This window comes from Streptomyces sp. NPDC090045, assembly GCF_044747975.1.
GTDB lineage: Bacteria > Actinomycetota > Actinomycetes > Streptomycetales > Streptomycetaceae > Streptomyces.
Window position 1 is genome coordinate 1 of record NZ_JBIVFA010000009.1, and the last position, 20,394, is coordinate 20,394.

The following is a 20,394-nucleotide window of genomic DNA, read 5'->3' on the forward strand; positions in this document are numbered from 1 at the left end:
GTGACGGCGAAGGTCTTGGCGGGTCCGCCGATCTTGGCCCAGTTGTTGGGGCCGTTCATTTTGTAGAGGTCGCCGTTGGTGGGGTTGGTGGCGAACACGCCCGCCCCGCCGGCGAAGAGTGTTCCGGCTGCTCCGCCGACCTTGTTCCAGGTCGTCCCGTTACCGGACCACTGGAACACGGCGGAACGGTCCGGGGACTGCGCGAACAGGCTACTGCCGGCGGACACACCGCAGTTCGTGCTCGTCATGGTGATCGGGCTGTCGGGGTTCAAGACCAGCGGCCCCTGCCCCTGAAGGACGGGGTTGACGATGTGCTGGTTGTCGGCGTCCTGGTCGCTGCTGGGGTTGTAGAGCTGCTCGTAGTGCAGGTGGGGCCTGCCTTCCGAACCGACGTCCCCCATGTAGCCGACCACGTCGCCGCGCTTGACCCACGTGCCTTCCCTCGCCACGCCGGTCATGTGCATGTACGTGGTGAACCATCCGCCGCCGTGCCGGATCTCCAGCCCGCCCGGCGAGAAGGTCTCGTGCACGTAGCCGTCGGCCGAGGCCAGGATGGGGCTGCCCTCCCGCATGCCCTGCCGGTACATGTCCATCTTCTTGTCGTCCGGGTTGTGACCTCGGTAGGTCTTCACTTCGATCACGCTGTTACAGGGGAACGGAAGTAAGAAGTCCGGCCGGTCTGCCGCCGCGTTCACCTGTGGAGCCGGGGCGGAGGCCGAGGCGGGCGCGGGCGCGATCGGTGCGAGCAGCAGCGCTGCCGCCGCCGCTGCCAGGAGGCCGACCCGTGTGATTCTCATGCGTCTCCTTGGAGTGAGATGGACCCTGAAGGCCTTACGACTCGGGGCCGCGGAACGGCGTCAGTATGGTTCCTCGGGGCCTGGATATGGAATGAGTTTCTAGAAAAGCATTTTAGTTTGGCGGGATGACGCTGCCGGAGGAACACGGCCCGACCCGTCCGAACCGGCCGCGAGGCCGGGCGGTTCTCACTGGCCGGCCCGCCCCGGCATGCGACCGCGGCGGGGCCCGAAATCCGCCACCCGGCGCACACTTCCGGTCGCGCACCAAACTCTCCGCCCATGGCAACGAAGCAGTCCCGTGGCGAGATCACCGTCGAACGCTTGCTGGCCGCGGCACTCCAGGTGTACGCCGCCGAGGGCCAGGCCGGCTTCACGGTCCACGTGATCACCTCGGCAGCGGGGTCAGCCTGTACCACCATTTCGGCAGCGTCGACGGTCTGGCCGCCGCGCTCTACTCGCGCTGTCTGGAGCGGCAGTACGGCGAGGTCCTCATCGCCTTCGGCCGGGCCAGGAGCGCCCGTAGCGGAATCCGCGCACTGGTGACCACGTACCTGCGGTTCACCCGGGAGAACCCGGAGACGGCCCGGTTCCTGCACGGCTCGGCGTACTCCAGCTACCTGGCCGTCCATGCGGACCGCTCCCGCGGGGTCGAGCCGGACCACTTTCCGCGCGTCGCCGACCACTTGCGGCCGTGGGTCGAGGCGGGTGAGATCGCGGCGTTGCCCGATGCGCTCCTGGAGGTCCTGGTCGTCGGGCCGGTGGCGGTGACCGCCCACCGCTGGCTGGCCACCCCGCAGGACATCGACCTCACCGAGGCCGCCGGTGTCCTGTCCGACCGCATCTGGCGCTCGATCCAGCCATAGTCCCGGGCCGGGCACGGAGAAGGATCTCGTCGCGGGTGATCGGGCCGCCCACGTCTGACTGGATGGGCTGGGCGGAGCGGAGACCGATGCCGTTTCCGGCGGCACTGGCCCCGGATCCCGTCGCGAGGACGTTTGCGCCTGCGAGGGATATCGCAGCCGAGAGTCCACCGGCGGCTCTGAGAGGCGCTCTGCGGGAGGGATGGTGTGCGCTCACAACGGGCTCCTGGTCGGTAGCGGTACGAGGCACTTACGGAAAAGGGAACCCGTCGCGGTCGCGCTGGGTCACAGTGTGATCGCGCTGAAAGCTACCGAGAGGGACACGGCCCGGGGATCCGGAGAATTACGGATGGTCACCCGCGGCCCCTCCCGCTAAGGCTCGCGCGCGGGCGGTGAAGACACCGGCGTCCCGCCGGACGCGGAAGCGTCCGTAGGCGGTGGCCCAGGGGCCGAACTCGGCAGGTATCTCCCGCCACCGTGCACTGGAGCGGACCGCCAGATCACCCCCTCGAACTGCTCCCGCAACCGCTCCGGGTCCTGGCCGTACCAACCGATCGGCAGCTACGGCTCGATGAACTTCCACTGAGCATTGGCGAGTTGCCTTCACGACATCACACAGGCCCTAGAGGACGCGAGCCGGTTCTGTCAGCCCGTAAGGTTCCGGATACTCCTCCCGGGCGGGGATCGCTAGCCTCCAAACCGCCGGTGCCGCTGGGACGGCAGCCGGATCCCCAGTCAGCTCGCCCACAGGAGGTCACCTTGACCACGCAGAACCCCAGCCGCCGAAGCATCCTCAAGTCCGCCGGCGGGCTCACCGCCGCGGCGGCCCTGGGAGCCGGCGGTGTTCTCGCGTCGGCGTCGGTGGCCTCGGCGGCCGACGACCTGCGCGTCACGGAACGCAATGAGCAGGACCACCGGATGTGGTACTACCGGTTCCAGACCTCCGCCATCGGCGGCTGGACCCCGGCCGTCAACGTGCTGCTCCCCGACGGCTACCACACCAGCGGGCGCCGCTACCCGGTCCTCTACCTGCTCCACGGTGGCCTGGAGGACTTCATCACCTTCGACCGGTTCCACGACATCCGGGGGCTGACCGCCTGGAAGGACCTCATCGTCGTGATGCCCGACGGCGGCCGCGCCGGCTGGTACTCCAACGCGGTGAGCTCCAACATCGGCGCCCGGAACTGGGAGCACTTCCACATCGGCCAGCTCATCCCGTGGATCGACGCGAACTTCCGCACCTACGCCGAGTACGACGGCCGTGCCGTCTCCGGGTTCTCCATGGGCGGCTTCGGCGCCCTGAAGTACGCGGCCAAGTACTACGGCCACTTCGCCTCGGTCAGCGCCCACTCCGGCCCGGCCAACCTGCGCGGGGGCAATGGTGACCTGGTGACCCACTGGGCCAACGCCTCCTCCGCCGCGGTGGAACTGAACGGCGGCAGCATCTACGGCGTGCCCTTCTGGAACCAGGCCCGGGTCAGCGCGGACAACCCGTGCGAGCGCATCGAGAGCTACCGGCACAAGCGGGTCTTCCTGGTCGCCGGCACCAGCCCCCAGGACATCCAGGGCTACGCCAACGAGACCCTGGTGCTCGCCACCCAGCGGGAGTTCAAGTGGAACCTCGACCGTGCGGGCATCCCCTACGAGCAGCACGAGGTGGAGGGCGGCCACTGGGTCCGCCGGAATCTGCTGCAGGACGACATCAACGGCGTCATCGACCGCCTGCGCAAGGCGTGACGGGGGAACCTCGCGTGATGTCCGTCCTCTCCCGAGGCATGTCCGGGTTGCTGCCCGGTCGGGTGCTCGGGCTTCTTCTCGCGCTGACCGTGATCCTCGCACCGGGGCTCGCCGTCGCCTCACCGGCCGGGGCGCGGACCGCTTCCTCCCCGGTCCCGACCCGGGCCGCCGGTTTCGCCGCCGCCTGCCCGGCCGCCGGCGACATCTCCCAGTACTACAGCTGGGAGCACAACGGCATCGACATCGCCAACGACCACGGCACCCCGATCTACGCGGTCGGCGACGGCGAGGTGACCATCTCGGGATACGAACCCGGCTACGGGCAGTGGATCCGCATTCTGCACCCCGACGGCACCATCACCGAGTGCGGCCACACGTACCAGCGGGACGTCCAGGAGGGCGACCGTGTGAGCGCCGGGCAGTAGATCGCGCTGATGGGCAGCGAGGGCCAGTCCAGCGGGCCTCATCTCCACCTTCGGGTCTGGGGGAACGCGGGCGCGTCCGTGCGTGTCGACCCGATTCCCTACCTGGCGGAACGTGGCATCAGCATGACCTGCGTACCCGGCAGTCAGCCTGGTCCCGCGCCGTTGGTGTATCCCGCGGAGTCGGGTCGTGTGGTGTCGGCGCGGTCGGTGGACGGGCGTCTTGAGGTATTCGCGGCCGGGGTCGATGGTGTGCACCATGCCTGGCAGGAGAGCATCAACGGCGTTTAGTCGGCGTGGGAGTTCATCGCGGGGCCCAGGGGTGCGGAGCTGGCGATCGGGCCGAACGCCGACGGCCGGCTGGAGGTGTTCGCGATCAACGGCCAGATCCTTCGGCACCGCTACCAGAACCAGCCCTCCGGTGGCTGGTCGGGCTGGGAAGGGACTGGCGGTGGCCCGGGGGAGAGCCGTATCGAGCTGGCGAAGGCGCCGGACGGCCGGCTTGAGGTGTTCGCCTCCGGGCCGGTCGGCGTCTTCCACCGGTACCAGACCAGTCCCACCAGTTGGTCGGGCTGGCAGGAGACCGGTGGTCTGGCGAACTCGCAGTTGACGAGTCAGCCCACGGTGGACGGGCGGGTCGAGGTGTTCGCTCTCAACGGCAGCGATGCCCAGCACATGTGGCAGACCGGGGTGAACACCCCTTACGGCTCGTGGGAGTCCTTCGGTTCCGGTCGCACGGAGATCACCGCCGCGGCCAACGCCGACGGCCGGCTCGAGGTCTTCGGGACCAATCCCACGGGGGTCTACCACCGCTGGCAGACCGGCTTCTCCACCTGGTCCCAGTGGGGCTGGCTCAAGGACACCGCCGGACCCGCGATCAACTGACAGTAAACGTTCGTCTGGAGCCTTCTCGTGCATCCGTTCAGCAGGCGCCACCTGCTGCGTGCGGCCGGAGCGGGAGCCCTCGCGCTCCCGCTCACGGGCCGTGCCGCAGCAGCGGTCTCCGTCCCAGGTCCGGCGTCCCAGTGGGTGGGCGCCGGTTCCTTCACCGACGTCTACGACCCCTCCACGCCAGGCCGGCGCCGCTACCTCAACGACCACACCCTGATCCGGGCGAACGGCCGGTGGCACCTGTTCAACATCGTCGGTAACGGCGCGGCGCCCGGCGAGGCACCGGACAGTGCCGCGGAGGTCTCCTTCGCGCACGCCTCCGCGCCCGCCCCGTACGGCCCCTGGACCACCCACGCCGACGCGCTGACCGTCGACCCGGGCTACCACGGCGAGGAGCACCTGTGGGCCCCGCATGTCATCGAGGCCGGCGGCAGGTTCTGGATATTCTACGCGGGCGGCGGCATGAGCGGCGCCGCGATCAGCCTCGCCACGTCGGACGATCTGTTCACCTGGACGCGCGAGCCGTCCGGCCCGCTGTTCCGCGGGATCGCGGCCCGCGACCCGATGGCGCTGCGGGCCGGCCGGCGCCGCCCCCGCCGTCGCCCGCGACGCCGACGGCAGGCTGGAGGCGTTCGCCCTGAGCCCCGGCGGCGCGTCCGTCGCCCGGCGGCGGCAAGCGGCACCGGGATCCCGGGCCTGGGACCCGTGGGAGGCGGGCTTCGGCGGCGCCGCGGGCGCGCCACCGGTGGTCGCGGCCAACGCCGACGGCCGGCTGGAGGTCTTCGCCCTTGCTCCCGGCGGCTCCGGGATCTTCCACCGGTGGCAGGAGACCCCGGGCGGCGCCTGGACCCCCGCGTGGCAGCGCTTCGGCACCGCGTCCGGCGCCGCGCCGCGCGTGGCCGGGGACGGCAGCGGCCGGCTCACCGTCGCCGCGATCGGACCGTCGGGCGTGGGAACCTTCAGCCGGCGGCAGTCCGTGCCGAACGGAGGCTGGGACGAGTGACTGCCGATGTTCGGCTGGAGCGCCGCTGCCCCGGCGTTCGCCGCCAACGCCGACGGCCGCCTCGAGGCGTTCTCGCTGACGCCCGGTGGCGCCCGGCTCGGCAACCGCTGGCAGACCGCCCCCGGTGGAAGCTGGGCTTCTGGCGGGGAGTTCGGGGAGCCCCGGATCAGGCTCGCCGCCACGCCCGCCGTCGCGTCCGATCCCACCGGGCGCACGCACGTCTTCGCCGTCACCCCGAAGGGCAGGATGCGCGCCCGCGTCCAGGATCGGCCGAGCGGCGGGTGGCGGCTGTGGACGGCCTTCGGCGACCGGACGGTCGCACCCGTCGTATCGGGCCGTCCCGCACTCTGAACCCGGAGTGCGGATCGCGCCACATGAAAGGGGCGAAAGGGCGGTTCCGCGGGGCCGTGACCCCCTCGGGCACGGTGACCTTCCCCACCCCGGCAGGTCCCGTACGCGACGTCCGCGACCGGGGGCGCAAGGGCCGGTCCCGTACGGCCGCCCGCGGTGGCGGCATGCCGCGCTTGCTTGCCGCGGCACGACATCTTCCCCCGAACCGCTTGCCAGAGAGCCGAGAACGACCCCAAACCGCCATCGCCGCACGAGGGCCGGAGTGACCGGGGACACAGGGGGAGCCGCCCGCGAGGAGAGGGGCTCGGAGAGCCTCCCGGGGCAGCCGGTGCGGGCTGTCCGACCCGACGGGCCGTCCTGGCCGAAGTGGCTGAAGTGCGCCGATGAACTCCCTTGAGAGATGAGTATTGTTCCAATCGTCGGTCCGGCACGACGCGTGGAACGGGGGAGCGGTGAGCGGGGTAGTCGTTCATCTGCCGCAGGGGTGCAGTGGCGCCGACGGCGGCGAACCGTACGGCGATGCCGTGACGTTACGGCTCGGACCGGGCGAAGTCGCCCGCTTCGGACGCGGATCCGCGAAGATCCCCGTGCAGCTCCGCCTCGCCGACGCGGCGATCTCCCGGCTCGCCGGGGAGATCCGCGTGACCGACGACCACTGGCAGTTGACGAACCACAGCACCACCCACAGCTACCTCGTGGAGAACCCGGAGGGCGCCGGGGAGTACCTGAGGATCCCGCCCCGCCGGGTCGGGGCGCCCGTCCCGTTCGAGTTCTCGCGCGTCGTGCTGCCCACCCGCAGCGACGTCCCCGTCTCTTTCCAGGTGTTCGCTCCCGATCACGTCTACCTGGACCCGGAGGCCATGGGCACCCCCTTGGGCCGCCTCACGGTCACCGCCTACTCGCTGGACGAGACGGCCACCTACTTCCTGGTACTCCTCGCGCTCTGCGAACCGCGCCTGCGCGACCAGTCCCGCGTCGCGGTCCCCACCACGCCCCAGATCGTCGAACGGCTCAAGGGCCACGTCGCCTGCGCCACCCTGACCGCGCGAGCGGTCAGCTCGCACATCGACTACCTCGCCGAGGAGAAGCTGCGCATCGGCGCCTCGGACCCGCGCGAACCCGGCAAGGGCGACCGCCGCAACGGCAAGCGGGAGGAGATCGTCGGGCTCGCCCTGCGGTTCGGGCTCGTGCGCGAGGAGTACCTGACGCTGCTGCCACCCCTGACGGGGGCCGGCGGGCGGGAGCGGCAGACCGCGCGATGACGACGCCCCACACCCTGCGCGGCATCACGGAATGCGACGGTACGGACCTGCTCCCGCCCGGCCACCAGGTGCGAGGCTGGACGATCACCGACCTGATCGGGGCCGGAGGCTGGTCCACGGTCTACGCCGCACGGCCCGCCGACGGGTACCCGGACCGGACCGGCCGGGCCCCCGCGCACCCGTCCGCGGCACCCGCCGACATCGCTCTCAAAATCATGCCGACCGCCGGGTACGCCCCGCGCCAGACGCGCAGGATCGTGGAGTCCGCCCGCCGGGAGGTCGAACTGGGACGCAGGGCCGGGCACGCGCGGCTGATCCGCCTCCTGGACTCCTTCGTCCTCGAGGCACCGGACCGCCCCGCCCTGGACGGCGCGATCGTGCTGGTCATGGAGCGGGCCGCGGGCAGCCTGCGGGAACTCCTCGACGCCGGGGTGGCCGAGGCCGACCGCGCCCGGCTGATCGCGGGGATCTGCGAGGGACTTGCCCACCTCCACCGGTCGGGTTGGGTCCACGCCGACCTCAAGCCGGAGAACGTCCTGCTGGACGGCAGCCGTTCCGTGAAGCTCTCGGACTTCGGGCTCGCCACCCAGATGACGGGAACGTACGGGTACGCACCCCCCATGGGCACCTTGGACTACCTTCCGCCCGAGCGCTGGCGGGCACCCCTCGGGGAGCTGGGCGTGAAGGTCCGGCCGAGTGCCGACATCTGGGCCCTGGGCATCATCATCCACGAGGTGTTCGGCTCCGGCGCCTCCCCGTTCTCCGGCGCCACGCCCATGGCGCGCGGCGCCGCCGTCCAGGAGTACGGCGAAGGGCGCGCGCCGCTGCGCATGGACCAGGCCGTGCCGGCGTTCTGGCGCGAGCTCGCCGCCGACTGCCTCGCCCCGACCCACGCGGCGCGTGCCCCGCACACCGCCGAGAGCCTGCTCGCCCGCATCACCGCCGAACAGGAGGCGCGCGGGAGGGGCGCGGGACGGCTGTGGGGCCGGGCCCGCGCCGCGATCCTCTCCACCGTGTTCTGCGGGATCGCCGGTACGACCCTGTGGTCGGACGCGGCACGGGCGGGCTCCTCCGCACTGGACGGCCTGGATGGCGCGGCGGCCGGCACGATCCGGGTGTTCAATGCGGAGAAGGGCTGCCAGGAGCGGGCCGACCGGGACCCGCAGTGCAGTCTGGGCCTGGCGATCGACCCGATGCGCCAGTACACCGCGGACAACGTCGTACCGTCCCGGGTGTGGCACGGCGACGTCCTCGCGGTCGACTGCCAGTTGCCCGACGGCCGGGCCGTCATCGACGAGGAGGACCTGCAGTCCACCCGCTGGTTCCACGTCCGCCTCCCGCCCGGCTCCACACCCCCCACAGCGTGGCTCCCCGCCGTCCGCACGAGGGACCGCCCGGCGCTGCAGGGGTGCCCGCACCCCGCGACCGCGCGCTGACGCTCCCGGCCGGTACCGTCACGCAAACCTGACCGAGTGAACTCTGGCGGACGTTCCCCCCCCCCCCCCCCCCGGGCCGTGGCGCGCGAGCGCCGGAGCCGGTCGAACGCCGCACACGCGTGGGGCCGCCGATTCCAGGGAGCACGGGGGCCCAGGGACAGAGCGGGAGGGGTCCCGGTGTCCCCGGTGAGGGCGCGCGGACCGCAGTGGTCACGCCGAGCGGGTCGACGAGGGTGCGGGCACCAGCACGTGGACATTCTCGCAGCTATGAGCTGACTGAGCGTGACGGAGACGGCCTTGCTGATGTCCTTGGCGGAGGTGTCGGGGCGAAGGGAGGAGCGGCCCGCTTCGGATCCCGTGCTGATTCGGTGCTGGTTCAGATGGTTTGTGCACCGGAAAGCCGCAGGTGGCAGCTCTGGTCGGATGAGTTGTCGTACCACTCGATCGTGGTCCCGACGAGACTGGCGGCGACGATTCTCTTGATGGATCCGGCGGTCGGGGGAGCGGTCTCGGGGGAGGCCATGAACACCACTTCCAGGGGGTCTGCGGGGACGATCGGTGTCGCCACAACGTAGAAGTCCCCAGGTCAACGGTATATGTGGCTGCCCATCACATTCAGGCCCCCTCCTATGTGCCCGGCCACCACACACGCGAGGGCGCCGCGCTCCTCAGCCCCGGACGCCCCGCCTGACAACCGTGAAGGCACCGGCCGACGCCAGCCGCTGATCATGCTGCGCCGTCCGCCACTGGGTGAACAGACCACCGGCCGCGTCAACGGCGAAGATGCTGAGGTGATCCTGCAGCCGAGCCGGCTCCTTCTCTGCGCTGGTCAGCCGGTCGTCGCGCTCGCCCCGGTCCGCCCTGTCCTTGGCCGGCCGAGTTACGCAAGGCCCCGTGCTGCACCCCGAGGCCGAGGCTCCTTTCTCATGGTCCGTCAGGCCGTCTCCGGCAGCCTTCCGGACATCGGGGCGCCGCAGGGGCGTCCAGTCGGCGTGGCCGTCGCGCGGTGCTCGGTTGGTTTCCCGGAGACCCTGTCCGACGGTGCGTGCCTTGGTACGGTCGTCGGACGACCGGAGGACCACAGGTACGGGCGAGGGGGCGGGCATGCTGGAAGAGGCGCTGTCTGCGGTGGCGGCGGCGGGTGCCACGGCGGTGGTGCAGGCAGCGGGTACCGATGCATGGGGTGGGCTGCGGCAGCGGGTGGCCCGGCTGCTCGGGCGCGCGGACAGTCGCCGGGAACGGGCGGAGCTCGAACGGCTCGACCGGACCGCCGACCTGCTGACGGCGGCCGGACTGACGGAAGCGGAGTACGTTCGGGAGGGTCAGGAGATCACCTGGCAGGGTCGCTTCGAGGCCCTGCTGGAGAGCCTGGACGCCGGGGAACGCGAGGGGGTCGCGGCCGAGCTGCGAAGCCTGGCTGCCGGGCAGCCCGTATCCGGTCCGGCGGGCGGCACCACGCTGTCCGGCACCACCTTCCAGGGCCCGACCGCCGTACAGATCGGCGACCGGAACCGGCAGGACAACCACTTCGGCTCCGGGGCGTGACCGGCCTCGGCCCCGGAGCCGGTGGTGACGCCCTGTCGGTAGGGGGCGGTGCACTGACGAGCAGGTCGTGCAGGAGAGCGAGCACGGCGGGTGGGAAACCGGCGGGCGGCCACCGCCCCGCATGGGCCGTGGGCAAGGTCCGGCGGGCAGCGGCCCGGGAGGGGCCGGCGGTCGATCGGTCACCGGACACCGGGACGGATCGTCTGCACGAGGTGGTGCTCTCCCGACCGGGCCTCCAACCGGGCCTCCAACCGGGGTCCGAACAGCTGGGGGAGGAGAACGAGTCCGGCCCGGCGGAAGCGGACGATCAGGACGCCGGTTCGGCCCCGCCCCCGCGGCCGGCCGCCGGCAAGGGCGAGGCGGCCCCCGGACTGGCGGTCCGGACCACGGCAGGCCCACCGTGAGCGGGAACACCTTCAACGGACCCACCGCATTCGTGATCGGCGACCACACGCGGCAGCACAACCGCTTCGGCTCCCCATGAGCGACACGGGGCCAGGGCCCGACCACACCCCCCACCACGACCGGGACATCGTCGTCAAAGGCCCGCTTGCCGTGCAGCTCGGCGACCACAACGTCCAGAACAACTACCTCACCCTCACCTTCCCCGACCCGGTGGAGCTGGGCGCGCAGCGCCTGGGCCACGTGGTGCTGGCACAGTGGCGCGGGGAGGCCGCCCTGCGCGGTCTGCTGGGGCCGGACCCGATCCCGGTACGCTGGCGCGCCACGAGCGACGCGGAGCTTGCCGACCACGCCGAACGGACCGGGCGTCCCGGCGAGGCGAGCACCGCGGACCTGGGGTCGTTCGCCGACGCGTTCTCGCACCCGCAACAGCGCAGGCTGGTGGTTCTGGGCGGGCCGGGCAGCGGCAAGAGCAGCCTCGCTGTCCTGCTGGTGATCAAACTGCTGCAGCGGATGGACGTGGGCGCCCCGGTCCCGGTGCTGCTGCCACTCGCCTCCTGGCGGCCGGCCGAGGAGCACCTGACCGGGTGGCTGGAGCGCCAGATCCTGCGGGAGTACCCCTTTCTGAAGCGCGGGACGGTTCGTGAGCTCCTCGCCCGCCACCGCGTGCTGCCCGTGCTCGACGGACTGGACGAGCTGCCGGCCGCCGAGCGGCCGAACGCCCTGCAGGAGCTCAACACCGCTCTGGCGGCGGGCATCCCGCTGATCCTGACGTGCCGGACCGAGGACTACCGGACGGCTGTCGACTCCGCGTCCGTGCTGCGGGAGGCCGCCGTCGTCGAGGCCGACCCGCTGACCGCCGAGCAGGCCGCGCAGTACCTCCTCAGGTCTGCCACCCCGCAGCAGCAGGAGAGCTGGCGCCCGCTCGCGGACGCGCTGCGCAAGGACCCGACCTGCCCCGCGGCCGAGGCACTGAAGGTCCCGCTCATGCTGTGGCTGTGCCGCACCGCCTACGCGCATCCCCGCCCGGGCGAGCTCCCCAAGGAGCTCACCGACCGGCTCCGCTTCCCGACCACCGCAGCCGTCGAGCGCCACCTGCTGGACTCGCTGGTCCCGTCCGTCTACCCCGCACGTCCGCTGCCTCCTCCCCAGCCCGGCCGCAGGACGTCACGGGAGGCGCCCTGGGAGGGCCGGCGGGCGGACCAGCAGCGGGTCTCGCACTGGCTGGGCTTCCTCGCGCGGCACCTGGAACGGCGCGGCACGCCCGATCTCGCCTGGTGGGAACTGGGCACCGCCGTGAGCCTCTGGCCGCGCATGGCCGTGACCGGGCTCGTCTGCGCGGTGTGCGTCGGCCTCGTCGTCGGCCTCGTGGACGGGGTCCAGGCAGCCCTTGCCTATCCGGGGCCCGAACCCGGTCTGTGGCCCCGACTCGTGCACGGGATCCTCGTCGCCGCGGTCGACGCCCTGATCAACGCCGTCCCCGCGGCCATGGCCTTCGCCCTCGCCCATGGGATCGGCTTCGCGTTCAAGGGCGGGGCCCTCGAACCCTCCCACGTTCGCATCCGCCTCGGCCGTGGCGCGCGGCGGCCGGGGGCCAGGTCCGGCACGGAGATCCTCGCCCGGGCCGGGCTCGGGTTCGCCGGAGGGCTGGCAGGCGGGCTCGGGATCGGCCTGCTGCAGGGGATCGTCCGCAAGCTTCTGTCGGGCGACCCGTACGCCCTCAGGGTCGGGCTGGTGGACGCCGTCATCTACGGCGGCATGTTCGCCGTCGTGGGCGGGCTCGTCGGCGCCGCGATGGCCTGGTGCGAGGCGCTCGAAGCCATCGAAACGGCACCCGGCCCCGGTGAGCTGCTGACCCGCAACCGCAAGGCCGTGCTCCTGCAATGGCTGCTGTTCGCCCCCCTGTTCGGGGCCGGGGTCGCGGTCGCGGGCTGGCCTGCCGTCGAACTGCTCGACGGCTACCTGTGGGGCATCCGGCTCGGCTGGACCATCCCGGACGGGCTCCGGTTCGGGCTCCTCACCGCCTTCGGGGCCGGGCTCGGCACCGTACTGAGCCTGACGGCCTGGGGCCAGTGGGCGGTATTCGCGCGCCTCTGGCTGCCGTTGACCGGGCTACTGCCCCGCACGACGATGGCGTTCCTCGATGACGCACACCGACGGGGTGTGCTGCGCAAGGCCGGCGCGGTCTACCAGTTCCGCCACACCCGCCTCCAACAGCACTTCGCCCGACCGGCAGTGCGGCTGCCCCGCGGGGACTCAGCCGATGCCGCAGTGGCTCAGCCGGCTGCGAAGGCCCGTTCCAGACGGGGGATGTAGTCCACCAGGTCCTGTGCCCAGCAGCCGGCGTTGTGGTGGCCGTCGCACCGGGTTCCCGAGCCGGCACCGTTGCCGTAGCCCACGTAGTAGTACGGCATGCCACTCCGGTGCGAGCGGATCGCCGGCCCGCTGCCGGTGTAGATCGAGATGCCGATACCAGCCAGCCTGCTCATGTGGGCGGCAGGGTCGGCCTCGTTCCACAGCAGGTCAATGGTGAACACCGGGTAGGGCGAGCCGAACAGGGCGATGGTGCGCAGGTTGTCGTCGATGAACCGAATCACCTGGTCGAGGTGGAAGGTCTCCCAGTTCTGCGCGCCCGCCCCTGTGTTCTCGTCAGGCCAGTTGGCGTACCAGCCCCTCGGCCCGCCGTCCGGGATCACTGTGATCATCGCGGTTGAACTGTGCAGAAAGTACAGCACCGGGTATCGCCTGGCCGGGTCGTCCCAGTAGCCCGGCGGGAGAATGATCCTGATGGGGTGCTGCTTGGCGACCTGCGTCGTGGTCACGGTGACCGTGAACTCGGTGGCGGTGTCGAACTGTCCCACGGCCCTGGCGGGCTGTCGACGCGTTCCGAACCAAGGTCACCTGCGGTGACGTCCACCATGACCCCGGCGACCTCGAGCCCGCAGAGGCAGCGGAAGGCTTCGTCCTCGCCTGCCGCACCCGCCCCGCCAGTCATGGCGTGACATTGGACTTCGACCACGGCTGACCGCGAAGGGCCATGCGCGCCTTCCTCGTTCAGGAACCTCCGTGACCTTGAACGGAAGCTGCCGGCGCAGGCGTTCGACCGAAGCGCGGCATTGCGGTCTCCCGAACCCGGACGCGGGATCCTTGACGGGCGCGTTCGCGCAGCGAACCCCGTGAGAGCAGCGACGGCAGTCCGCGCATCAGGCGGGTCGCCGCGGTGGCGTAGGCGATGCCGAAGACCAAGGAGGCGAGGAAGGCCAGGTGCCGGGAGAAGCCGTCGATCAGCGGGAAGATCTGCCAGTGGGTGAGGTAGATGTAGAGGGAGCTGGTGGCCAGGAGGCCGGCGACCTGGTTGACGCGTTCTCGGCTAGGGAGGGACGGCACCCACACGAGTAGGGCGAACGTGGCGATGATGATCGCCTCTCGCCCGGGGTCGCCGGGGAAGAAGCCGGGCACCGTGGCCAGGGCGGCGGCCGTGACGACGATCCGCTGCACCTTCGTTCGGGCCTTCGCGGCTGCCCAGCCGAGCGCGAACAGCCAGAAGACGGTGACCGCGTCGGGTATCTGTGTCCGGTCGGGCAGGCCGAGCAGGTCGTAGCGGGTGAGCAGGCCGAAAGCGGCGAGCGTCAGGGGCAGGCCGTACGGGAATCGGCGCTCGGCCCGGTCCGCGAGGGGGAGCGCCAGGAGGGCCACGGCGACGATCAGGATGTAGACCAGCGCCTCGATGAACCAGAAGTGCATGCCCGTCTTGCTGTCCGCGGGCCCCAGCACGCTGTCGAGGAGGGCGAGGTTGGCCAGGGTGTAGTCGTCGTTGATCAGGAGTACGAAGCCGATCCAGATCACGGACGGCACCGCGACCCGGGCGATGCTGAGGCAGGCGCGCCGGACGCGTTCGCCGCGCTCGGCGGTGGTGAGGTGGAACCGGGCGAAGTTGTAGCCCGCGATGGCGAGGAGCAGGTGTGCGCCACCCTTGATGCCGAAGACGTGGATGTGCGAGCCGACGATGCAGAAGATCGCCATCGCGCGCAGGGCGACGCTGGTCTCCAGCGCCCGCCTGTGCACGGGGATCTCTCCGTCCGGCGGCCTGAGTTCCCGGATCGGCGTGGTGTGCCAGTCCGGTGGCAGGTGGCCGAGCCGCTCTTCGAGGTGGAGGGACATCTCGACGTACGAGAGCGAGTCGCCGCCCAGGCTGACGAAGGAGCCGTCCGGCGTCACGTCGGGCCGGTCGAGGATGCGTGCATAGAGCAGGCACAGGTCTTCAGGGCCGCTGCCGAGAGGGTGCTCGGGCGTCGATGAGCCGAGGTCGTTCGGGCGGGCCAGTTCGCGCACGGCCCGGTAGTCGGGCTTGCCCGTGGCCAGACGGGGGAGGTCGGCCAGCAGATGGACGCGGACCGCCCGGGCCGGCAGGCCGCACTCGCTCGTCACCAGGCTTCGTATCCGGCGTGCGGTAGCTGCGCCCGTGCCGATGGCGGCGATGGCGAGGGCTTCGTCGTCGCCGGTGCACAGGGACGCGACGTCGTGCCGTGCGAGCATCGTCTCGACCTGCGCCGGGTCGATGCGCAGGCCGAGGATCTTCGCGAACCGGCTGCGGCGGCCGACGATCTCGTACAGCCCGGCAGGGGTGCGCCGCGCGATGTCACCCGTGCGCAGCTCGTCCACGGTCCGGCCCAGGGCGAGGTCTTCGGGGGCGTCGGCGTAGCCGAGCATGACGTTCGGCCCGGCGTAGACGAGCTCGCCGGTGTTCTCGTCTGGCCAGTCGGGCAGCGGCTGGAGCCGGAAGGAGCCGCCGGGGATCGCGACTCCGGCTGCCTCGGGATGGGTTTCCGCGAGTTCGGGCGGCAGGTAGGCCATGCGGGCGGTCGCCTCGGTCTGCCCGTACATCGCGAACAGCTTCCAGCCGGCGGCGCGGCCGAGGGCCGCGTAGTGCCGGACCCGGTCGGGCGCGAGCCGGCCGCCCGCCTGGGTGACGTAGCGCAGGTGGGGCAGGTCCATCGAGGCGAAGCCGACGCGGTCGAGCAGGTCGAAGGTGTACGGGACACCGGCGAAGGTCGTTCCCTGGGCGTTCCGGAACAGGTCCCAGAAGCAACTGTCCGCCACCGAAAGGTCGGTGAGGATCAGTGCGGCGCCGCGCAGCAGATGGCTGTGGATGACGGAAAGGCCGTAGCAGTAGTGCATCGGCAGCGTCGTGGCCGCGCGGTCGGTTTCTTGGATTTCCAGGTAATCGGCTATGGATTCCGCGTTGGCCTGAAGGTTCTCGTGCGACAGGCGTACGAGTTTCGGTGAACCGGTCGATCCGGAAGTGCTCAGCAGCAGCGCGAGATCCGGGTGCAGGTCGTGCGCCGAGACGGGTCGGCGCGCGTCGAGTACCCACTGTCCGCCGTCCGGGTGCGCCACGACGTCCGGGTCGTACGCGTCGACGAGCGACTGCACGGCTTCGGGGTGGTCGCCCGGCACCAGCAGGACCGGGTGCCCCGCAGACAGGGCCGCGAGGTGGACGACGAGCGCCTCGACGGTGTTGGCGCCGACGACCAGGACCAGACGGCGCTTCCGCCCCAGACGACTGGCTGTCGCCTCCACCCGGGCGGCGAGCTCGCGGTAGGTCACCGGGCCGTCGGCGGTGATGAGCGCGGTGCGGCCGCCATGGGCTGCGAGGGTGCCGGCGAACGGAACGGTGTTGGTACCCGGGAGTAGGGCGGGAAGGGCTGTCACGAGCGCATCTTAGGAAAGCCTTACCTCAGGGGATAGTCACGGGAAAGTCACAGCTGAGACATTGAAGATCCATAAGGAATTCACAGGTAGAGTCGGCTTCGCCGAACCCGCGGTGAAGCCAAAATGTTGCATGCGTCACCCTTGCCTTTAGGTTAGCTTTACCTTACTTATTGGGCGTTCAGGTTCTCGCTGCACGTGCAGGAAGGCTTCCCATGCGACGCCCCTTGGTCCACCGTCTCGCCGCGTTCTCCGCGGCAGCGCTCCTCCTTCCCGCCCTCGCGGGCTGCGGCGTCGACGAGGACGATGCCGGGCTCGTGATCTACTCCGGCCGTAACGAGAAGCTGGTCAAGCCGCTCCTGGACGAGCTGGAGAAGGCCGTCGGCACCACGGTCGCCGTCCGCTACGGCGAGAGCGCCGAACTCGCCGCCCAGATCCAGGAAGAGGGCGACAAGACCAAGGCGGGCCTGTTCTTCTCCCAGGACGCGGGAGCCCTCGGCGCACTCTCCAAGAAGGGCCTGCTGGAGCAGCTGCCCCAGGCCTCGCTCGACAAGGTCGACGCTGCCTTCCGTGGCGGCGCGGGTGACTGGGTGGGCACCTCCGGGCGCGCCCGCGTCCTCGCCTACAACCCCGCCCAGGTCGCCAAGGCCCCCGACACCGTGCACGACCTGGTCAAGCCGGAGTGGAAGGGCAAGATCGGCTACGTCCCGACCAACGCCTCCTTCCAGGCCTTCGTCACCGGCATGCGCGTCCTGGAGGGCGACGACGCCACCCGCACCTGGCTCAAGGGCCTGAAGGCCAACGAGCCGAAGGTCTACGAGAACAACCTCAAGGTCCTCGACGGCGTCGGCAAGGGCGAGGTCTCGCTCGGCCTGATCAACCACTACTACTGGTACGAGCAGGTCGCCGAAAAGGGCGAGAGCAAGGTCAAGGCAAAGATCCACTTCTTGCCGGGCGGTGACCCGGGCGCCCTCGTCAACACGGCCGGAGTCGGCATCCTCAAGGGCAGCGACCAGGCGCCGGCGGCGCAGAAGGCCGTCGACTTCCTGCTCTCGGAGAAGGCGCAGAAGTACTTCGCCGAGGACACCAAGGAGTACCCGCTGGCCGCCGGTGTCACCAGCACCGTCAAGGGCCTGCCGCCGCTGGCCTCCCTCGACGCCCCCAAGATCGACCTCGGCAAGCTGGATTCGCTTCAGGAGACCCTGAAGATGCTCCAGGAAGCCGGGATGGTCTGACCCTGATGCACTCCACGGATCCCGTCGCACCGGCGGATCCCGCAGTCCGCCCGGCAGGCGCCACCGCGCCGGCCGGGCGGCTGCGCGCCGGGCGCCGCCCGCCCGCCGCCCTGCTCCTGCCGGCGGCCGCTGCTGCCGTGTTCGCACTGCTGCCGCTCGGCTACCTCGGCGTTCGCTCTCTGGAGCGCGGTCCCGCGTTCGCCTGGGAGGTCATCGCCAACGAGCGCACGGCGCAACTGCTCGGCCGCAGCCTCGGACTGGCCGCCGTCGTCGTATCGGCATGCCTCGTGCTGGGCGTGTCCCTGGCCTGGCTCACCGTACGGACCGCGCTGCCCGGCGCCCGGGCCTGGTCGGTCCTGGTGACCCTGCCCCTGGCCGTGCCGAGCTACGTCGCCGCCTTCACCTGGCTGTCCGCGTTCCCCGGCCTCGCGGGTTTCGGCGGCGCCGCCCTCGCGCTGACCCTGGTGAGCTTCCCGTACGTCTACCTGCCCGTCACCGCCGCACTGCGCGGCGCCGATCCGGCACAGGAAGAGGTCGCGCGCTCGCTCGGCCACGGGCCGCTGAAGACCTTCCTGCGCGTCACACTGCCGCAGGTGCGCCCCGCCGCGGCCGGGGGAGCCGTACTGGTCGCGCTATACGTGTTCTCCGACTTCGGCGCCGTCTCCCTGATGCGGTACGACACCTTCACCCGCGGCATCTACACCTCCTACCGGGCGAGCTTCGACCGCACCCCGGCCGCCGCCCTCAGCGTCGTCCTCGTGGTGATGACGATCCTGCTCGTCGCCGCCGAGGCGCGTACCCGCGGCCGCGCGAGCCACGCCAGAACCGGTACCGGCACGGCACGCCCGGCCGTCCCCGCGGCGCTGGGCCGGTGGCAAACACCCGCCCTGGCCTGGTGCACGGCGGTCGTGGCCATCGCCGTCCTCATGCCGCTGGCCACCCTCGGGTACTGGCTCGCCGTGGGCAACTCCGCGACCTGGGACCCCGCCCGGCTCTTCGACACCGCCGGCACCACCCTCGGCGTCGCCGCCGCGGGAGCCGCGCTCACCACCCTCCTCGCCCTGCCCGTCGGGGTGATCGCCGCCCGCCACCGGGGCCGGACCGCACACCTGCTGGAACAGTCCGCCTATGCCGGCCATGCGCTGCCCGGCATCACCGTCGCCCTGTCCCTGGTCTTCTTCGCGGTCCGCTACGCCGAACCCCTCTACCAGGAGCTCCCGCTGCTGGTCTGCGCGTACGCGGTGCTCTTCCTGCCCGTCGCGGTGGCCGCGACCCGGGCCGCCGTACTGCAGTCCCCGCCCGTGCTGGAGGACGTCGCCCGCTCGCTCGGCCGCAGCCCCCTGCGCGTACTGCGCGAGATCACGGTGCCCCTGGCCGCGCCCGGCGTCGCCGCCGGAGCCGCCCTCACCTTCGTCGTGTGCATGAAGGAACTCCCCGCGACGCTCCTGTTGCGCCCCACCGGCATGGACACCCTCGCCACCCGCCTCTGGACGGAGACCGGGACCGGTTCGTTCGCCGCTGCGGCCCCCTATGCCGCGGCGCTGATCCTGCTGGCGGCCATCCCCTCCTACCTCCTCGGGCGGCACCGCACATGACCGACGTACAGATCACCGGAGTGTCGAAGTCCTACGCCCCGGACGCGCCCGTCCTGCGCGGCCTCGACCTCACGGTCCCCGCCGGCACCCTGGCTGCTCTCCTGGGACCGTCCGGCTGCGGCAAGACCACCCTGCTCCGCGTCATCGCCGGCTTCCTGCGCGCCGACGCGGGCACCGTCACCGTCGGCGGGCGCACCCTGGCCGGCCCCGGCGTCCACCTTCCCCCCGAGCGACGCCGCATCGGCATCGTTCCTCAGGAAGGCGCGCTCTTCCCCCACTTGAGCGTCGCCCACAACGTCGCGTTCGGGCTGACCGGCCTCGACCGTGCCGGACGCCGGAGCCGCACTGAGGAGATGCTCGAACTCGTCGGCCTCGGCGGCTACGGAGACCGGATGCCGCACGAACTGTCCGGCGGCCAGCAGCAGCGCATCGCCCTGGCCCGAGCGCTGGCGCCGGAGCCGGCCCTGGTCCTGCTGGACGAACCGTTCAACGCCCTCGACAGCGCCCTGCGCGCCGGCGTCCGGGCGGATGTCCGAGCTGCCCTGCGCGCCACTGGAGCCACGGCCCTGCTGGTCACCCACGACCAGCAGGAAGCCCTTTCCACGGCCGACCTCGTCGCCGTGGTACGGGACGGCCGCGTGGCTCAGTGCGACACGCCGCAAGAGGTTTACCGCCGCCCCGCCGACCCCTGGGTGGCCTGCTTCGTCGGCGACGCCGTACTCATCCCCGGCACCGCCGACGACGGCACTGCGACGACCGCGCTCGGCCGCCTTCCCCTGGAGGTGCCCCCCGTCGGCAGGAGCGGGGGCACGGTCCTGCTGCGGCCCGAGCAACTCCAGCTCACCGAAGCCGCGACGGCCGCCCAGGGCACCGTGACCGACGTGACCTTCTACGGCCACGACGCGATGGTCACCGTCTCCGTCGACGGCCTGGAGAGCCCGGTCGGCATCAGGGTTCCCGGGCCCGTCGCCGTAAGGCCGGGCCAGCGCACCGGCATCCTCGTCAATGGCGGGGCGACACTCCATCCATGAACCGGAGGCGTTCCGGGGTCCCCCGTCCCCGTTCCGGGGTCCCCGTTCCGGTGGGGTGGTGTTGGCGGTTGCGAAGGGGAGTAGCCCCGCGAACCGGTCGTCGACACACTGGAGCCCC

The 20,394-nt window shown here is 71.5% G+C and carries 15 protein-coding genes and 2 pseudogenes; 12 read left to right on the forward strand and 5 right to left on the reverse strand.

What is annotated here, in order from left to right:
• A partial coding sequence (locus ACIPYQ_RS23340; protein ID WP_401254283.1) for a M23 family metallopeptidase occupies positions 1-797 on the reverse strand: 797 nt, incomplete at its 3' end.
• A 539-nt stretch (positions 798-1,336) separates the two neighbouring features.
• Between ACIPYQ_RS23340 and ACIPYQ_RS23345 the strand changes: the two genes are divergently transcribed.
• Positions 1,337-1,660: a hypothetical protein gene (locus ACIPYQ_RS23345; protein ID WP_401254286.1), complete on the forward strand. Its 324-nt coding sequence runs from the start codon at positions 1,337-1,339 to the stop codon at positions 1,658-1,660.
• A 355-nt stretch (positions 1,661-2,015) separates the two neighbouring features.
• Here the strand turns inward: ACIPYQ_RS23345 and ACIPYQ_RS23350 are convergent.
• Positions 2,016-2,218, reverse strand: a pseudogene (locus tag ACIPYQ_RS23350) (transposase); the annotation flags it as partial.
• Between the two features lie 198 nt (positions 2,219-2,416).
• Between ACIPYQ_RS23350 and ACIPYQ_RS23355 the strand changes: the two are divergent.
• The 6 genes and pseudogenes from ACIPYQ_RS23355 to ACIPYQ_RS23380 all read left to right on the forward strand — a co-directional run bounded on the left by ACIPYQ_RS23355 (position 2,417) and on the right by ACIPYQ_RS23380 (position 8,759).
• The gene (locus ACIPYQ_RS23355) at positions 2,417-3,394 is read left to right on the forward strand and encodes an alpha/beta hydrolase (RefSeq protein ID WP_401254289.1); all 978 of its coding nucleotides are present in this window, start codon (positions 2,417-2,419) and stop codon (positions 3,392-3,394) included.
• A gap of 38 nt (positions 3,395-3,432) precedes the next feature.
• Positions 3,433-4,701: pseudogene (locus tag ACIPYQ_RS23360) on the forward strand (peptidoglycan DD-metalloendopeptidase family protein).
• Positions 4,702-5,452: 751 nt separating this feature from the next.
• Positions 5,453-5,710 (forward strand): hypothetical protein, encoded by a 258-nt coding sequence (locus ACIPYQ_RS23365; protein ID WP_401254292.1) that lies wholly within the window; start codon positions 5,453-5,455, stop codon positions 5,708-5,710.
• A gap of 6 nt (positions 5,711-5,716) precedes the next feature.
• A complete protein-coding gene (locus ACIPYQ_RS23370; RefSeq protein ID WP_401254295.1) occupies positions 5,717-6,061 on the forward strand; it encodes a hypothetical protein in 345 nt (114 codons plus the stop codon).
• Between the two features lie 452 nt (positions 6,062-6,513).
• Complete coding sequence (locus tag ACIPYQ_RS23375; protein WP_401254298.1) at positions 6,514-7,323, forward strand: serine/threonine protein kinase; 810 nt, start codon at positions 6,514-6,516, stop codon at positions 7,321-7,323.
• Complete coding sequence (locus ACIPYQ_RS23380) at positions 7,320-8,759, forward strand: serine/threonine-protein kinase (protein WP_401254300.1); 1,440 nt, start codon at positions 7,320-7,322, stop codon at positions 8,757-8,759. The genes ACIPYQ_RS23375 and ACIPYQ_RS23380 overlap by 4 nt, the downstream gene beginning before the upstream one ends.
• 376 nt (positions 8,760-9,135) lie before the next feature.
• Here ACIPYQ_RS23380 and ACIPYQ_RS23385 read toward each other — a convergent pair whose 3' ends face one another.
• Positions 9,136-9,327: a hypothetical protein gene (locus ACIPYQ_RS23385; RefSeq protein WP_401255055.1), complete on the reverse strand. Its 192-nt coding sequence runs from the start codon at positions 9,325-9,327 to the stop codon at positions 9,136-9,138.
• Between the two features lie 536 nt (positions 9,328-9,863).
• Here ACIPYQ_RS23385 and ACIPYQ_RS23390 point away from each other — a divergent pair.
• Both ACIPYQ_RS23390 and ACIPYQ_RS23395 read left to right on the forward strand, forming a co-directional pair.
• Positions 9,864-10,304, forward strand: a complete 441-nt coding sequence (locus ACIPYQ_RS23390; protein WP_401254303.1) for a hypothetical protein — start codon at positions 9,864-9,866, stop codon at positions 10,302-10,304.
• A gap of 480 nt (positions 10,305-10,784) precedes the next feature.
• Positions 10,785-13,022, forward strand: coding sequence for an NACHT domain-containing protein (locus ACIPYQ_RS23395; RefSeq protein ID WP_401254306.1), 2,238 nt, complete (start codon positions 10,785-10,787; stop codon positions 13,020-13,022).
• On the opposite strand, the gene ACIPYQ_RS23400 is transcribed toward ACIPYQ_RS23395, so the two are convergent.
• Together ACIPYQ_RS23400 and ACIPYQ_RS23405 are read right to left on the reverse strand one after the other, a co-directional pair.
• Positions 12,983-13,567: a hypothetical protein gene (locus ACIPYQ_RS23400; protein ID WP_401254309.1), complete on the reverse strand. Its 585-nt coding sequence runs from the start codon at positions 13,565-13,567 to the stop codon at positions 12,983-12,985. The two genes, ACIPYQ_RS23395 and ACIPYQ_RS23400, sit on opposite strands and share 40 nt — an antisense overlap.
• Before the next feature lie 193 nt (positions 13,568-13,760).
• Positions 13,761-16,418 (reverse strand): AMP-binding protein, encoded by a 2,658-nt coding sequence (locus tag ACIPYQ_RS23405; protein WP_401254312.1) that lies wholly within the window; start codon positions 16,416-16,418, stop codon positions 13,761-13,763.
• 212 nt (positions 16,419-16,630) lie between these two features.
• Here ACIPYQ_RS23405 and ACIPYQ_RS23410 point away from each other — a divergent pair, with 212 nt between their 5' ends.
• From ACIPYQ_RS23410 to ACIPYQ_RS23420, 3 genes are read left to right on the forward strand one after another with little or no spacing between them, the layout of a single operon-like run.
• The gene (locus ACIPYQ_RS23410) at positions 16,631-17,650 is read left to right on the forward strand and encodes an iron ABC transporter substrate-binding protein (protein ID WP_401254315.1); all 1,020 of its coding nucleotides are present in this window, start codon (positions 16,631-16,633) and stop codon (positions 17,648-17,650) included.
• 5 nt (positions 17,651-17,655) lie between these two features.
• Positions 17,656-19,245: an ABC transporter permease gene (locus ACIPYQ_RS23415; protein WP_401254318.1), complete on the forward strand. Its 1,590-nt coding sequence runs from the start codon at positions 17,656-17,658 to the stop codon at positions 19,243-19,245.
• Positions 19,242-20,276: an ABC transporter ATP-binding protein gene (locus tag ACIPYQ_RS23420; protein ID WP_401254321.1), complete on the forward strand. Its 1,035-nt coding sequence runs from the start codon at positions 19,242-19,244 to the stop codon at positions 20,274-20,276. The genes ACIPYQ_RS23415 and ACIPYQ_RS23420 overlap by 4 nt, the downstream gene beginning before the upstream one ends.
• Positions 20,277-20,394 lie beyond the last annotated feature (118 nt).